The organism is Variovorax sp. GW821-FHT10C12 (genome assembly GCF_059415405.1).
The window spans coordinates 523103-537457 of the sequence record NZ_JBWKNE010000003.1; the positions used below are offsets into that span (position 1 = coordinate 523103).

The 14355-nt window shown below is 67.0% G+C and carries 13 protein-coding genes; 12 read left to right on the forward strand and 1 reads right to left on the reverse strand.

Annotation, left to right across the window (positions count from 1 at the left end; genetic code table 11):
• Window positions 1-6 precede the first annotated feature (6 nt).
• A complete protein-coding gene (locus AC07OH_RS18915; RefSeq protein ID WP_495301731.1) occupies window positions 7-2418 on the reverse strand; it encodes a penicillin-binding protein 1A in 2412 nt (803 codons plus the stop codon).
• Window positions 2419-2669: 251 nt separating this feature from the next.
• On the opposite strand from AC07OH_RS18915, the gene AC07OH_RS18920 reads away from it, so the two are divergent.
• The 12 genes from AC07OH_RS18920 (at window position 2670) to AC07OH_RS18975 (ending at window position 14231) form a co-directional block, all read left to right on the forward strand.
• Entirely contained in the window at window positions 2670-3749 is a 1080-nt protein-coding gene (locus tag AC07OH_RS18920; protein WP_489059002.1) for a pilus assembly protein PilM, read from the forward strand.
• Window positions 3746-4366: a PilN domain-containing protein gene (locus AC07OH_RS18925; RefSeq protein ID WP_495301732.1), complete on the forward strand. Its 621-nt coding sequence runs from the start codon at window positions 3746-3748 to the stop codon at window positions 4364-4366. Before AC07OH_RS18920 ends, AC07OH_RS18925 begins: the two co-directional genes overlap by 4 nt.
• A gap of 6 nt (window positions 4367-4372) precedes the next feature.
• Complete coding sequence (locus AC07OH_RS18930) at window positions 4373-5053, forward strand: type IV pilus inner membrane component PilO (protein ID WP_492679565.1); 681 nt, start codon at window positions 4373-4375, stop codon at window positions 5051-5053.
• On the forward strand, window positions 5050-5592 hold the full coding sequence (locus tag AC07OH_RS18935) for a pilus assembly protein PilP (RefSeq protein WP_489058997.1): 543 nt from the start codon (window positions 5050-5052) through the stop codon (window positions 5590-5592). The genes AC07OH_RS18930 and AC07OH_RS18935 overlap by 4 nt, the downstream gene beginning before the upstream one ends.
• Window positions 5589-7733, forward strand: a complete 2145-nt coding sequence (locus tag AC07OH_RS18940) for a type IV pilus secretin PilQ (protein WP_495301733.1) — start codon at window positions 5589-5591, stop codon at window positions 7731-7733. Before AC07OH_RS18935 ends, AC07OH_RS18940 begins: the two co-directional genes overlap by 4 nt.
• A 23-nt stretch (window positions 7734-7756) precedes the next feature.
• Complete coding sequence (locus tag AC07OH_RS18945; RefSeq protein WP_119554249.1) at window positions 7757-8305, forward strand: shikimate kinase; 549 nt, start codon at window positions 7757-7759, stop codon at window positions 8303-8305.
• 33 nt (window positions 8306-8338) lie between these two features.
• Window positions 8339-9463 (forward strand): 3-dehydroquinate synthase, encoded by a 1125-nt coding sequence (gene aroB / locus AC07OH_RS18950; RefSeq protein ID WP_495301734.1) that lies wholly within the window; start codon window positions 8339-8341, stop codon window positions 9461-9463.
• Window positions 9460-10596 (forward strand): deoxyguanosinetriphosphate triphosphohydrolase, encoded by a 1137-nt coding sequence (locus AC07OH_RS18955; protein WP_495301735.1) that lies wholly within the window; start codon window positions 9460-9462, stop codon window positions 10594-10596. Before aroB ends, AC07OH_RS18955 begins: the two co-directional genes overlap by 4 nt.
• Window positions 10593-11873, forward strand: coding sequence for an MFS transporter (locus tag AC07OH_RS18960; RefSeq protein ID WP_495301736.1), 1281 nt, complete (start codon window positions 10593-10595; stop codon window positions 11871-11873). Before AC07OH_RS18955 ends, AC07OH_RS18960 begins: the two co-directional genes overlap by 4 nt.
• On the forward strand, window positions 11870-12445 hold the full coding sequence (locus tag AC07OH_RS18965) for a DUF1415 domain-containing protein (protein ID WP_495301737.1): 576 nt from the start codon (window positions 11870-11872) through the stop codon (window positions 12443-12445). The genes AC07OH_RS18960 and AC07OH_RS18965 overlap by 4 nt, the downstream gene beginning before the upstream one ends.
• Window positions 12442-13341, forward strand: a complete 900-nt coding sequence (locus tag AC07OH_RS18970) for a class I SAM-dependent methyltransferase (RefSeq protein ID WP_495301738.1) — start codon at window positions 12442-12444, stop codon at window positions 13339-13341. The genes AC07OH_RS18965 and AC07OH_RS18970 overlap by 4 nt, the downstream gene beginning before the upstream one ends.
• Before the next feature lie 188 nt (window positions 13342-13529).
• On the forward strand, window positions 13530-14231 hold the full coding sequence (locus tag AC07OH_RS18975) for a transposase (protein WP_495301739.1): 702 nt from the start codon (window positions 13530-13532) through the stop codon (window positions 14229-14231).
• Window positions 14232-14355 lie beyond the last annotated feature (124 nt).

Here is a 14355-nt window from a genome sequence, read left to right on the forward strand (position 1 = left end):
TCTTGATCAGTTCCTGAACAGGTCGAGGATGCGGTTGCGCTCCTCGGGCGGTGCAGGCGCGCTGATCGCCGGGCCACTCAGGGCTTCGGCCGGGGCCACCGGCGCGGAGGATTCCACGCCCAGGCTCGACACGCCGCGGCCCGGCGCGTAGTCGTCGTAGTACCACTCGCCGCCGACGCTCACGATGCCCGAGGGCGGCGTGGTCGACAGGTCGGTCACGGGCACGCCCTTGAGGGCGGTTTCCATGTAATTGATCCAGATCGGCAGGCTCAGGCCGCCGCCGGTTTCGCGGTCGCCCAGGTTGCGCGGCGTGTCGTAGCCGATCCACGAGATCGCCGTCATGGTGGGCTGGAAGCCCGCGAACCAAGCGTCGAGCGAGTCGTTGGTGGTGCCGGTCTTGCCGTAGAGGTCGGGGCGCTTGAGCATCGCCTGCGCCTTCGCTGCCGTGCCGGCGCGCGTGATGGACTGCAGCAGCGTGTCCATGATGAAGGCGTTGCGCTGCGGGATGGCGCGCGACGTTTCATTCAGCAGCGGCGGCTGGACGTCGACCAGCACGCGGTCCTTGTGGTCGGTGATGCGGGTCACGAGGTACGGATTCACGCGGTAACCGCCATTGGCGAACACCGAGTAGCCCACCGCCATCTGCATCGGCGTGACGGCACCGGCGCCGAGCGCCATCGGGAGGTAGGCGGGGTGCTTGTCCTTGTCGAAGCCGAAGTTGGTGATCCAGTCTTGCGCGTAGCGCGTGCCGATGGATTGCAGGATGCGGATCGATACGAGGTTGCGCGACTTCATCAGCGCCGTGCGCATCGACATCGGGCCGTCGAAGCCGCCGCCGTAGTTCTTGGGCTCCCAGGGCTGGCCGCCGGTGGTGCCGGCGTCGAAGAACAGCGGGCCGTCGTTGATGACTGTGGCGGGGGTGAATCCCTTTTCGAGCGCGGCCGAGTAGATGAAGGGCTTGAAGCTCGAGCCCGGCTGGCGCCAGGCCTGCGTGACGTGGTTGAACTTGTTCTTGCCGAAGTCGAAGCCGCCGACCAGGGCCTTGATGGCGCCGTCGCGCGGGTCCATGGCGACGAACGCACCCTCCACCTCGGGCAGCTGGGTGATTTCCCAGGTGTTCTTGGGTGTCTTCGCGACACGGATCACGGCACCGCGGCGGATCTTGATGTTGGGCGGTGCCTTGTCCGACAGGCCGGACTGCGCGGGCTTGAGGCCGTCGCCCGTGATCTGCACGGCGTCGCCGTTGGCGCGGATGGCCTGGATTTCCTTGGGCGTGGCCTTGAGCACCACGGCTGCCATCACGTCGCCGTTGTCCGGGTGGTCGTTCAGCACGTCGTCCACGGCTTCGTCGAGCTCCTTCGGGTCGTTCGGCAGGTCGATGAACTTCTCGGGGCCGCGGTACACCTGACGGCGCTCGTAATCCATGATGCCCTTGCGCAGGGCCTTGTAGGCAGCGGCCTGGTCGGCTGCGACCAGCGAGGTGTAGACCTTGAGGCCGCGCGTGTAGGTGCTGTCGCCGTACTGCGCGTACATCAGCTGGCGCACGGTTTCGGCGACGTATTCGGCGTGCAGGCGGTTCGGGTCGGCGGCGTCGCGCAGGTGCAGCTGCTCTTTCTTGGCCTCGGCCGCTTGCTCGGCGGTGATGAAGCCGGCTTCCTGCATGCGGTCGATCACGTAGAACTGGCGTCCGCGCGCGCGCTGCGGGTTGTTGACCGGGTTGTTCGCGCCGGGCGCCTTCGGCAGGCCGGCGAGCATGGCGGCCTCGGCGATCGTCATCTCGGACAGCGGCTTGCCGAAGTAAGCCTCAGAGGCGGCTGCGAAACCGTAGGCGCGGTTGCCCAGGTAGATCTGGTTCAGGTAGATCTCGAAGATCTGGTCCTTGCTGAGCAGGTGCTCCAGCTTGAAGGTCAGCAGCACCTCGTAGATCTTGCGGGTCAGCGTCTTCTCGGAGCTCAGATAGACGTTGCGGGCCACCTGCATGGTGATGGTCGACGCGCCCTGGCTCTTCACGCGATTCAGATTCGCGAGGCCGGCGCGGACCAGGCCCTTGTAGTCGACCCCGCCATGGTCATAGAAGCGGGCGTCTTCGGCGGCGAGGACCGCGTCCTTCACGACCTTGGGGATCGCGGCGATGGGGGTGAGGTTGCGTCGCTCTTCCCCGAATTCGCCGATCTGCGTGCCTTCGGCGGAGAACACCCGCAGCGGCAGCTTGGGGCGGTAGTCGGAGAGCTCCGAGATGTCCGGCAGGTTGGGATAGGCCACCGCCAGCGCCACGGCCACCACGCACAGGATGGAAAGCAGGCCCGCCGCAGCGATGCCCGCGCCCCAGAACACGAAACGCAACAGCCATTTGAGCCAGAAGGGGCGTTCGGGGGGAGGGGTCTTGGCGCGCCCCTTGGGGCTGGAAGTTTCTTGCATGGGGGCCCGGAGAGTCACCGGACATTATAAAAAGCCGCCCCCTCGGCGCGCCCGGATCTTTGTTACCTCGCGCATTCCCTCCCCCGGGGCTAAGCAGAAAGTTACAGAATGCGGCTTTGACGTCACGTTTTGACAACGGTTGCCGGTTTCGGTCTTTCGGCGCGCTTGGTTGGCGCTGTGCCTGCTGCTAGCATGCAACCGAACGCATATTTTTCCATTGGTTACAAATAACAGGGGGAGAGGGACCTAACTTGGCTGCTCTTGGATCATTGTTTCGTCGTCAGAACGCCCCCCTGCTGGGACTGGACGTCAGTTCGTCCAGCGTGAAGCTGGTGGAGCTCGGCCGCGAGGCCAGCGGCAAGCTGGTTCTGGAGCGCTGCGCCATCGAGCCGCTCGAACGCGGCTGGATCACCGACGGCAACGTCGAAAAATTCGACGAAGTGGCCGAAGCCGTGCGTCGTGTGGTGCGCAAGAGCGGCACCAAGACCCGCAACGTCGCGCTGGCGCTGCCGCCCTCGGCGGTGATCACCAAGAAGATCATTCTTCCGGGCGGCATGAGCGAGCAGGAGCTCGAGATCCAGGTCGAGTCCGAAGCCAACCAATACATCCCGTTCTCGCTCGATGAAGTGAGCCTCGACTTCTGCGTGACGGGCCCGAGCACGACGTCCGTCGGCGACGTGGAAGTGCTGATCGCCGCCTCCCGCAAGGAGAAGGTGCAGGACCGCGAAGGCCTGGCGGAAGCCGCCGGCCTCAAGGCGATGATTCTCGATGTCGAGTCCTATGCTTCGCGCCTGGCCACGGCACGGCTGATCGAGCAGCTCCCCGGCAAGGGCGTGGACGCCATCGTGGCGCTGTTCGAGGTGGGCGCCTTCACGACCAGCATGCAGGTGCTGCGCAATCAGGAAGTGCTGTACGACCGTGACCAGGCCTTCGGTGGCGCGCAGCTCACTCAGCTCATCGTGCGCCAGTACGGCTTTTCCGCCGAAGAGGCCGAGGCCAAGAAGCGCAGCGGTGACCTGCCCGACGACTACGGCTCGGGCGTGCTCAAACCCTTCGTCGAAAGCATCGCGCAGGAAATCGCGCGGGCACTCCAGTTCTTCTTCACCAGCACGCCGCACAACCGCGTGGACTACGTGCTGTTGGCGGGCGGATCGTCGTCATTGCCGGGGCTGACGAACGCCGTGACCCGCCAGACTTCGTTCGCCTGCTCGCTTGTGAACCCGTTCGACGGCATGGATTTCGGTCCCAGCATCCGTGAGAAGAAGGTACGCCGCGAAGCGCCTTCCTATCTGACCTCGTGCGGCCTGGCCATGCGGAGGTTCCTGCAGTGATCCTGATCAATCTGCTCCCGCACCGCGAAGCCGCGCGCAAGCGTCGCCGCGAGGCCTTTTACGGCACCCTGGGTGGCGCCGCGCTGCTCGGCGTCCTGATCGCTGGCCTGGGCTACCTCTGGTTCGAAGCCCAGATGTCGGCCCAGCGTTCGAAGAACGGCTTCCTGCAGGCCGAGATCAAGAAGCTCGAAGTCGAGATCAAGGAAATTTCGACGCTGCAGGAAGAAATCGCAGCCTTGCGCGCGCGCCAGCTGGCCGTGGAAGATCTGCAAGGCGACCGCAACCTGCCCGTGCACCTGCTCAACGAACTCGTCCGGCAACTGCCCGACGGCGTCTACCTCACCAGCATGAAGCAGGAGAACCAGACCGTGACCCTGCAAGGCATGGCGCAGTCGAACGAGCGCGTGTCGGAGCTGCTGCGCAACCTCGGCAACAACAGCCCTTGGCTGGTCAAGCCCGAACTGGTCGAAATCACCTCGGCCAACGTGAGCCTGAGCCAGCGCGACCAGCGCCGTGTGGCGAACTTCACGATGCGCATCGGCCTCAAGCGGCCTACCGACGCCCAGAAGGCGGAGGCCGACAAGGCCCTGGCCGCCAAGGCGCAGGCGAAGGGGTAACCGATCATGGCCATCAGCAAGCGATCCCTCCCCAAAGTCGACGTCGCGACCGCACTGCGGAACTTCGGCGACCAGTTCCGTGGACTGAATCCGAACGACCCTTCCATGTGGCCGGCGGTGCCGCGCTACGCGCTGTGCCTCGCTGTGACCGCATTGGCGTTGGCGGGCCTGTGGTTTGTCTGGCTCACGAATTCCAACGACGAGCTCGAAGCCGAGCGCGCCAAGGAAGTCACGCTCCGAGCCGACTACAAGAAGAAAGTGGCGCAAGCAGCCAACCTCGACCTGTTGAAGAAGCAGCGCGAGCAAGTGCAGCAGTACGTGATCCTGCTCGAGAAGCAGCTGCCCAGCAAGGCAGAAATGGATGCGCTGCTTTCGGACATCAACCAGGCCGGCCTCGGCCGCAGCCTGCAGTTCGAGCTGTTCCGCCCGGGCCAGGTCTCGGTCAAGGACTACTACGCCGAGCTGCCGATCGCCGTGCGCGTCACGGGCCGCTACCACGACATGGGTGCCTTCGCAGCCGACGTGGCCAGCCTGTCGCGCATCGTGACGCTCAACAACGTGACCGTCACACCGCAGAAGGACAAGGACGTGCTGACGATGGACGCCACCGCGCGCACCTACCGCTACCTCGACGAAGACGAGCGGGCCGCCCAGAAACGCGCCACGGCGCCGAAGGCGAAGAAATGAAGCCGGTCGCGAAAGTTCTGTGGCTGGCACTGGCCGCGCTGGGCCTGAGTGCCTGCGGCGATTCCGACCAGGAAGACCTGCAGCGCTGGATGGTCGAGGAGCGCGCCCAGGTCAAGCCTTCGGTGCCGCCGATCTCGGAGCCCAAGAAGTTCACGCCGCAGGCCTACACCGAGGCATCGTCGTTCGAACCCTTCAACATGCTGAAGCTGACCCAGGCGCTGCGCCGGGAGTCGAACCAGCCGAGCACGTCCGAACTGATCGCGCCCGAGCTGGCGCGCCGCAAGGAAGCGCTCGAAGCGTTCCCGCTCGACACGATGGCGATGGTCGGCAGCATGAACCGCAACGGCCAGCCGGTGGCGCTCGTGCGTGTGGACAAGCTGCTCTACAAGGTGCGCGTCGGCGAATACCTGGGGCTCAACTACGGGCGCATCACCCGTATCAACGAAACCGAAGTCGCCCTGCGCGAGATCGTGCAGGACGCCGCGGGCGAATGGATCGAACGCGTAGCCACGCTGCAGTTGCAAGAGAGTGCGAAATGAACCAAAAAAAATCAACGATGGCACAGTGGCTGCGCGCCGCCGGGCTGGGTCTGCTGGCTTTCGGTGCCCTGGCCGTCGCCCATGCGCAAAACGCGATCGAGTCGGTAACGAGCTCGACCCAGTCGGGCGCGGAAGTGATCCGCATCGACCTGGCCCAGCCGCTCACGGCCGTGCCCGCCGGGTTCTCGGTGCAGACGCCGGCGCGCATCGCGCTTGATTTTCCGGGCGTGACGAACGCCATCGGGCGTTCGGCCATCGAAGTGAACCAAGGCAACCTGCGCTCGGTCAACGTGGTGCAGGCCGGTGACCGCAGCCGCGTGGTGCTGAACCTGAAGCAGGCTACGGCGTACAAGGCCGAGATCCAGGGCAAGTCGCTGCTGGTGGTGCTCGAGCCGGTGGCTGGCACGGCGCTCGTCGCTTCCGCGGCGACCACTTTTGCCGAGAACCGCAACCGCGACACGCTGCCGCTGCGCGACGTCGATTTCCGCCTTGGCGCCGACAACACGGGCCGCGTGCTGGTCGACCTGCCGAACAACCAGGTCGGTGTCGATGTGAAGCAACAGGGCAAGAGCCTGGTCGTGGAGTTCACCAAGTCGACGCTGCCCGAAGGCCTGCGCCGCCGCCTCGACGTGGCCGACTTCGGCACGCCCGTGCAACTGATCACCTCGCAGCAGTCGGGCGACCGCGTGCGCATGACGATCGATGCCAAGGGCGACTGGGAACACAGCGCCTACCAGAGCGAAAACCAGTTCGTGGTGGAAGTTCGCGCTCGCAAGGTCGATCCGAGCAAGCTGACGCAGGGGGTGGGCTACAACGGCGAGAAGCTGTCGCTCAACTTCCAGAACATCGAGATCCGCTCGCTGCTGCAGGTGATCGCCGACTTCACGAACTTCAACATCGTGACCTCCGACTCGGTCAATGGTGCCCTGACGCTGCGGCTGAAGGACGTGCCTTGGGACCAGGCGCTCGACATCATCATGCAGGCGAAGAACCTGGGCATGCGCAAGAACGGCAGCGTGCTCTGGATCGCACCCAAGGATGAGATCAACGCCAAGGAAAAGCTCGAGTTCGAAGCCAAGGCGGCGATCGAGAACCTGGAGCCGCTGCGCACGCAGTCGTTCCAGTTGAACTACACGAAGGCCATTGCCATTGCGCAGGGGCTGACGGGGACCGGTGCCTCGGCAGGTGGTGGCGGCAGCGGTGGTGCGACCTCGCGCATTCTGAGCCCCCGCGGCAGCGTGATCGCCGAATCGCGGACCAACCAGCTGTTCGTTTCCGACATTCCTTCGCGCCTGGCGCAGGTCACCGATCTGATCCAGAAGCTGGACATTCCAGTCCGCCAAGTGCTGATCGAAGCGCGGATCGTGGAAGCCTCGGACACCTTCGGCAAGTCGCTCGGCGTGCGGATGGGCGGCGGTATCTCCCGCGAACGCGTCGCATCGGCCAACGGCAATCCGGCCTACGGCACCATCGGCGTCATGCCCACCACCACCAACGGCGGCGGCGTTGGCGGCGCAGCAGCCACCTGGACCAACTCCAACTTCATCAACCTGCCCGCCGGCGACGCTGGCGGCACCGGCAACGCCGCAGGCGCCTTCGCGATCTCGCTGTTCAACTCGAGCTTGTCGCGCATGCTGAACCTCGAAATCTCGGCGCTCGAAGCCGATGGCAAGGGCAAGCTGGTCTCCAGCCCCCGCGTCATCACGGCCGACCAGACCAAGGCACTGATCGAGCAGGGCGAGGAAATCCCCTACCAGCAAGCCACGTCGAGCGGCGCCACCTCGATCTCGTTCCGCAAGGCGGTGCTCAAGCTCGAAGTCACGCCGCAGATCACGCCCGAGGGCAACATCATCCTCACGCTGGACGTGAGCAAGGACGCCCGCGGCGTCAACACCTCGGCGGGCCCGGCCATCAACACCAAGCACGTGCAGACCGAGGTGCTGGTCGAGAACGGCGGCACGGTCGTCATCGGTGGTATCTTCGAGCTCACCGAAACCAATGACGAATCGCGCGTGCCGGTGCTGGGTGAAATCCCCTACATGGGGGCATTGTTCCGCAAGCGCGAACGCGTTGCCAACAAGACCGAAATGCTCGTCTTTATCACCCCGAAGATGATTACCGACCGCAACGCCGCGCGCTGACGCGCGGGCGTAGCAGCCACCGCGTGGCGGTCGCACTTGTCGGGTTGCCCGGCGCCGGAAAGTCCGCAGTGGGCCGGCGCCTGGGCGCTCGGCTGAACACTCCCTTCATCGACACCGATCACGTGATCGAGCAGCGCATCGGCTGCACAATCCGTGATTTCTTCGACCGCGAGGGCGAAGCCGCCTTCCGCGACATCGAGCAGGCGGTCATCGCCGACCTGGCCGCCCACCCCCACGGCGTGCTGGCGACCGGCGGCGGCGCCGTGCTGCGCGAGGCCAATCGCCAGCAGTTGCGCGGCCATTTCCACGTCATCTACCTGCGCTCCTCGCCCGAAGACCTGTTCAGGCGGCTGCGCCACGACGTCAAGCGCCCGCTCCTGCAGGTGGCTGATCCGTTGGGCCGGCTGCGCGAACTGCATGACGCACGCGACCCGTTCTATCGGGAAACGGCCCATGACGTGGTCGATACCGGCCGCCCGTCGATTGCCGTGCTCGTCAACCTCATCGTGATGCAGCTCGAACTGGCCGGCGTGGTCGAACCCGGTGCCCACCCGGAAGAGCCCTCCGACTGACCCCGGCAGGCCCGAGCGCCTAAACTCGCGGCCATGTCCCTGTCCGTTTCGCCCGCACTTTCCGCCCCGCCACAGCCCGAACGCGTCGAGATCCAGCTCGGCGAGCGCAGCTACCCGATCCTGATCGGCGGTGGCCTGCTGGAAAACCCCGCCAGCTTCGGCGTCGTTCCTGCGGCCGCGAGCGCATTGATCGTCAGCAACACCACCGTGGCGCCGCTCTACGCCCAGGCCCTGCGAACCGTGCTGGCCGACCGTTTTCGCACGGTCCACCTGCTCGAGTTGCCCGACGGCGAGGCGCACAAGAACCTTGAAACCCTCAACCTGATCTTCGACGCTCTCCTGGGCCACGGCAGCGACCGCAAGACGGTGCTGTTCGCGCTCGGCGGCGGGGTGGTGGGCGACATGACCGGCTTCGCGGCCGCCAGCTACATGCGCGGCGTGCCTTTCGTGCAGGTGCCGACCACGCTGCTGGCGCAGGTCGATTCCTCGGTGGGTGGCAAGACGGCCATCAACCACCCGCTGGGCAAGAACATGATCGGCGCGTTCTACCAGCCGCAGCTCGTGCTGTGCGACCTCGACACGCTGCAGACGCTGCCGCCGCGCGAACTGAGCGCCGGCTTGGCCGAGGTCATCAAGTACGGCCCGATCTACGACATGGCTTTCTTCGACTGGATCGAAGCGAACATCGAGGCGCTGGTGGCGCGCGACCCGGCCGCGCTGGCCCATGCCGTCAAGCGCAGCTGCGAGATCAAGGCACTGGTCGTCGGCCAGGACGAGCGCGAGACCGGCCTGCGGGCGATCCTCAATTTCGGCCACACCTTCGGCCATGCCATCGAGTCGGGGCTGGGCTACGGCGAATGGCTGCACGGCGAGGCCGTCGGCTGCGGCATGGTCATGGCAGCGCAGCTGTCGCAGCGCCTCGGCGGCGTCGACGCGGCCTTTGTCGCGCGGTTGACCCGCCTGATCGAGCGCGCCGGCCTGCCCACCGTGGGACCGGCGCTGGGCGCCGAGCGCTACCTCGAGCTGATGCGCGTCGACAAGAAATCGGAGGCCGGCGAGATCCGCTTCGTGGTGATCGACCGGCCCGGCTCCGCCGTCGTGCGCAGCGCGCCCGACGCGATGGTGCGCGACGTGCTCGCGCAGTGCTGCGTGGCATGAGCCTTGCGGCGTACGCCTGCCACCCCGCGCGCTCGCGCGGACGGCGCCACGCGGAGCCGCCCGCGCCCACGCGCGACGCCTTCCAGCGCGACCGCGACCGCATCGTCCATTCCACCGCCTTCCGCCGGCTGGTCTACAAGACCCAGGTCTTCCTGAACCACGAAGGTGACCTGTTCCGCACGCGGCTCACGCATTCGCTCGAAGTCGCCCAACTGGGTCGTTCCATCGCGCGCGCGCTGCGCCTCAACGAAGACCTGGTCGAAGCGATCGCGCTGGCCCATGACCTCGGTCACACGCCCTTCGGCCACGCAGGACAGGACGCGCTCAATGCCTGCATGGCCGAACACGGCGGCTTCGAGCACAACCTGCAGAGCTTGCGCGTGGTCGATGCGCTGGAGCACCGCTACCCGCAGTACGACGGCCTGAACCTCAGCTTCGAGACCCGCGAAGGCATCCTCAAGCACTGCTCGCGCGCCAACGCCGAGCGTATCGAGGCCGCCGAGCCGCAGGGCGTGGCCCGCCGCTTTCTCGACCGCACGCAGCCGGGGCTGGAGGCACAGTTGTGCAACCTCGCCGACGCCATCGCCTACAACGCCCACGACATCGACGACGGCGTGCGCTCGGGCCTCATCAGCGTCGAGCAGCTGGCCGATGTCGAGCTGTTCGAGCGCTACCGCCGCGAGGCGCTGGCCGAGCATCCGCACCTGCAGGGCCAGGGCCGGCGCGTGCTCTACGAAACCATCCGCCGCATGCTCAGTGCACAGGTCTACGACGTGATCGACACCACGCGCGCGGCCATCGAGGCGCTGGGCCCCGTCGATGCCGACGCGGTGCGCCAGGCGCCGCCGCTGGTGGCCTTCAGCGGCGCCATGCAGGCGCAGTCGGAGGCGCTCAAGCAGTTCCTGTTCCGCAACCTCTACCGCCATCCGCAGGTCACGCAGACCACCGACCAGGCGAGCGAGGTCGTGCGCGGGCTGTTCGATGCCTACCTCGCGCGCGGCACCGAGATGCCCACGTCGTACGCTGAGCGCCGCGACCGGCACCGCGCCGTGGCCGATTACATCGCTGGCATGACCGACCGTTTCGCCATGCGCGAGCACGAGCGGTTGACCGGCCGCCGGGGCATCGCATGACGGCAGCCGTGCGCTCGAACAGCACGTCGGCCCGCGTGCCCGCCGCCGCCTTCGCCGTCGTGTTGGGCGGCGTCAGCGCCGCGTTGCACCTGGGCAAGTTGCCGCCCGCCGTGCCGGCGCTGCAGGCGTCGCTCGGCATCGACCTGGTCGAGGCGGGCTTCCTGCTCTCGCTGGTGCAGGTGGCGAGCATGACCCTGGGGCTGATGGCCGGGCTCGCGGCCGACACCATCGGCCTGCGCCGCAGCATGCTGACCGGACTGGCGGTGCTGACAGTGGCCAGCTTGCTCGGGGGCGCCGTCGGCGCCGGCCTGCTGGGCGGGTCGCATGCGGTGCTGTGGTTGTTCGTGTTGCGTGCGGCCGAAGGCATCGGTTTCCTGATGGCGGTGATGCCCGGCCCGGGACTCATCCGCGCACTGACACCGGCGGGCGCCGACAAGGCCGCGCTGGGCCTGTGGGGCGCCTACATGCCGCTCGGCGTGGCGCTGGCGCTGCTCATCGGCCCGGCCCTCATCGCCTGGGGCGGATGGGCCGACTGGTGGTGGACGCTGTCGCTGGTGTCGGCGGGCGCGGCGCTCTGGGTATGGCTGGCGGCGCCGCGCGACCGGGCCCGCGTGGCCGGGGCGAGCCTGCAGCCCGCATCGTCCGGCTGGGCGTCGCGGCTGCGCGAGACGGTCGGTGCGCGCGCGCCGTGGCTGATCGCGCTGACCTTCGCCGTGTACTCGTCCCAGTGGATGTCCGTGATCGGTTTTCTTCCCGCCATCTATGCCGATGCGAAGGTGCCGGCCGCCTGGAGCGCGGTGCTGACCGCGCTGGCCGCGGCGATGAACATCGTCGGCAACCTCATGGGCGGCCGCTGGCTGCAACGCGGCGTGGCGCCCGAGCGCCTGCTGCAATGGGGCTTCATGGCCATGGCGCTGGGCGGTGTCGCCGCCTTCGCGCAGGCGGGGCAGGGGGCCGAGGCGCTGGGCCTGCCGCCCGCGTTGCGCTACGCCGCGATCTGTGCTTTTTCGCTCGGCGGCGGCATGGTGCCGGCGACGCTGTTCCTGCTGGGCGTGCGGCTGGCGCCGGGGCCGAGCACCGTCTCGACCACTGTCGGTCTGATGCAGCAGGCGTCGTCGCTCGGCCAGTTCCTGGCGCCGCCCGCGGTGGCCTGGGTGGCGCACCGCGTCGGTGGCTGGCACTGGACCTGGACCGCCACGCTGGCCTGCTCGCTCGCGGGCATGGCGATCGCCACGCGGCTCGGGCGCATTCGCAAGCTCGCGGAGGCCACGCCATGAACGAGCCAACCATCATCGAAACCGCACAAGCTGAAGCCGACACCCGTCGCTGGCTCGAACGCGCCGTGATCGGCCTCAACCTGTGCCCCTTCGCCAAGGCGGTGCATGTGAAGGGCCAGATCCACTACGTCACCTACCTCGACACCCACGAAGGCCGCCTGATCGATGCGCTGCTGGCCGAAGCTCGCGCGCTCGTGGCGCTCGACGCCGAGGTGCGCGACACCACCTTGCTGATCGTTCCCCACACCCTGGCGGACTTTCTCGACTTCAACGATTTCACGGAGCGCGCCGAGCGCAAGCTGGCCCGCGCGGGCTTCGACGGCGTGCTGCAGCTCGCCAGCTTTCACCCGCATTTCCAGTTCGGCGGCACCGAGGCCGACGACATCACCAACGCCACCAACCGCGCGCCGTACCCCACGCTGCACCTGCTGCGCGAAGACAGCATGGACCGCGCGGTCGAGGCCTTTCCCGAGGCCGAGGCGATCTTCGAGCGCAACATCGAGACGCTCGAAGCCCTGGGCCCGGCCGGCTGGACCGCGCTCGATGTCGGCCCGGGAAGCGCCACGCCATGAACAACAAGAACACCATGCCCCGTCCCGTGAAAGCCCATCCCACCCAGAAAGCTGCGAAGGCCGAAGCCGAGCTGGCCGAAGTCCTGCGGCCGGGTCAGTCCGTCGAGCTGCTCAAGGAGCTGCACATCCTCACGCGCGAAGGCCGGCTCAACCAGGATTCGCGGCGCAAGCTCAAGCAGGTCTACCACCTGTTCCAGTTCATCGAGCAGCTGCTGCGCGAGCTGCCGGGCGAGGGCGCCGAGGCCACGCTGGCCGACCACGGGGCGGGCAAGTCGTACCTCGGCTTCATCATCTACGACCTGTTCTTTCGCGCGCGGCAGGGCGGGCATGTCTACGGCATCGAGACGCGCAGCGAACTGGTCGAACGCTCCCGCGCGCTGGCGCAGCAGCTGGGCTTCGGGCGCATGTCGTTCCTGAACCTCACCGTCGCCGAGTCGGCGCAGGCGAGCGAACTGCCGGCGCAGATCGACGTGGTCACCGCGCTGCACGCCTGCGACACCGCCACCGACGACGCCATCGCCTTCGGCCTGGCCAAGAAGGCGCGCTGCATGGTGCTCGTGCCCTGCTGCCAGGCCGAAGTGGCGGCCTGCCTGCGCGAGACCAAGGCGCTGGCCCTGTCGCGCACGCCGCTGGCCGAGCTGTGGCGCCATCCGCTGCACACGCGCGAGATCGGCAGCCAGCTCACCAACGTCCTGCGCTGCCTGTACCTGGAAGCCAACGGCTACAGCGTGACGGTCACCGAGCTCGTCGGCTGGGAGCACAGCATGAAGAACGAGCTGATCCTGGCGCGCTACACCGGCCAGCGCAAGGCGAGTGCCGCGACGCGGCTGCGCGAGCTGCTGGTGCAGTTCGGGCTCGACACGCTGGGCGACACGCGCTTCCGCCTCGCGGACTAAGAAGGTGTGAACGAAGCCGTCATGCCCGCTCATCCCGCCCAGGCACGCCCCCTCGGCGTTGCAAATGCTCGCCGTAGCGTCTGCTACGGCTGTGCTTTGCGCCTTGAGGGGGCGCGCCTGGGCGGGCTGCTCGGCCACGCCGGATTCATTCACACCTTCTGACCTCGGACGGCGTCGTCCACGTCCCTATGGCCCGTCTCCCCCGTCTCACGCTGGCCGGCATGCCGCACCACGTGATCCAGCGCGGCAACAACCGCCAGCCGATCTTCGTCGACCGCGCCGACCACGAGAAGCTGCTCGGCCTGCTGGCCGAGAATGCCGCGCGCTTCGGCATTGCGCTGCACGCCTACGTGCTGATGGACAACCACTTCCACCTGCTGGCCACCCCCGACAGCACCACGGGCCTGCCGCAGTTCATGCAATCGGTCGGGCGCAGCTACGTGCGCTACTTCAACGACCGCCACGGCCGCAGCGGCACCTTGTGGGAAGGGCGCTACAGATCGACCCTGATCCAGACCGAGCGCTACCTGCTGACCTGCATGGCCTACATCGACCTGAATCCGGTGCGTGCCGGCATGGTCACCGAGGCGCGCGACTTCCCGTGGTCCAGCCACGGCCACTACGCCGGCCTGCGGCAGGACCGGCTGCTGACGCCGCATCCGCTGTACTGGGAGCTCGGCAACACGCCCTTTGCGCGGGAGGCGGCGTATGCCGAACTGGTGCGTGGCGGTGTCCGCGCAGCCGATCAGCAGGCCCTGACCGACGCCACGCTGCGCGGCTGGGCGGCCGGCGATGGTGACTTTTTGGACACGTTGCAGAAGTCCACCGAGCGCCGCGTCATCAAGGCCAAGGCCGGCCGGCCGCCTGCATCCCCCAAAGATCAAGACTGAAAACGGCGGAGTACCGCATATGTGTTGGAGTTTGTGCTTCTATTTTTGATGTGTCCCCAATTTAATTCTGACAAGAAAACTCAAGATTTAATAAGAATCTGACCCCTATTAAAGTGTTTGGCAT

What these genes read in the sequence shown, in the direction of transcription:
- AC07OH_RS18915 (WP_495301731.1), bottom strand. Translation starts at nt 2,418, where the DNA reads ATGCAAGAAACTTCCAGCCCCAAGGGGCGCGCCAAGACCCCTCCCCCC.
- AC07OH_RS18930 (WP_492679565.1), top strand. Translation starts at nt 4,373, where the DNA reads ATGGCCATCAGCAAGCGATCCCTCCCCAAAGTCGACGTCGCGACCGCA.
- AC07OH_RS18935 (WP_489058997.1), top strand. Translation starts at nt 5,050, where the DNA reads ATGAAGCCGGTCGCGAAAGTTCTGTGGCTGGCACTGGCCGCGCTGGGC.
- AC07OH_RS18940 (WP_495301733.1), top strand. Translation starts at nt 5,589, where the DNA reads ATGAACCAAAAAAAATCAACGATGGCACAGTGGCTGCGCGCCGCCGGG.
- aroB (WP_495301734.1), top strand. Translation starts at nt 8,339, where the DNA reads ATGTCCCTGTCCGTTTCGCCCGCACTTTCCGCCCCGCCACAGCCCGAA.
- AC07OH_RS18955 (WP_495301735.1), top strand. Translation starts at nt 9,460, where the DNA reads ATGAGCCTTGCGGCGTACGCCTGCCACCCCGCGCGCTCGCGCGGACGG.
- AC07OH_RS18960 (WP_495301736.1), top strand. Translation starts at nt 10,593, where the DNA reads ATGACGGCAGCCGTGCGCTCGAACAGCACGTCGGCCCGCGTGCCCGCC.
- AC07OH_RS18965 (WP_495301737.1), top strand. Translation starts at nt 11,870, where the DNA reads ATGAACGAGCCAACCATCATCGAAACCGCACAAGCTGAAGCCGACACC.
- AC07OH_RS18970 (WP_495301738.1), top strand. Translation starts at nt 12,442, where the DNA reads ATGAACAACAAGAACACCATGCCCCGTCCCGTGAAAGCCCATCCCACC.
- AC07OH_RS18975 (WP_495301739.1), top strand. Translation starts at nt 13,530, where the DNA reads ATGGCCCGTCTCCCCCGTCTCACGCTGGCCGGCATGCCGCACCACGTG.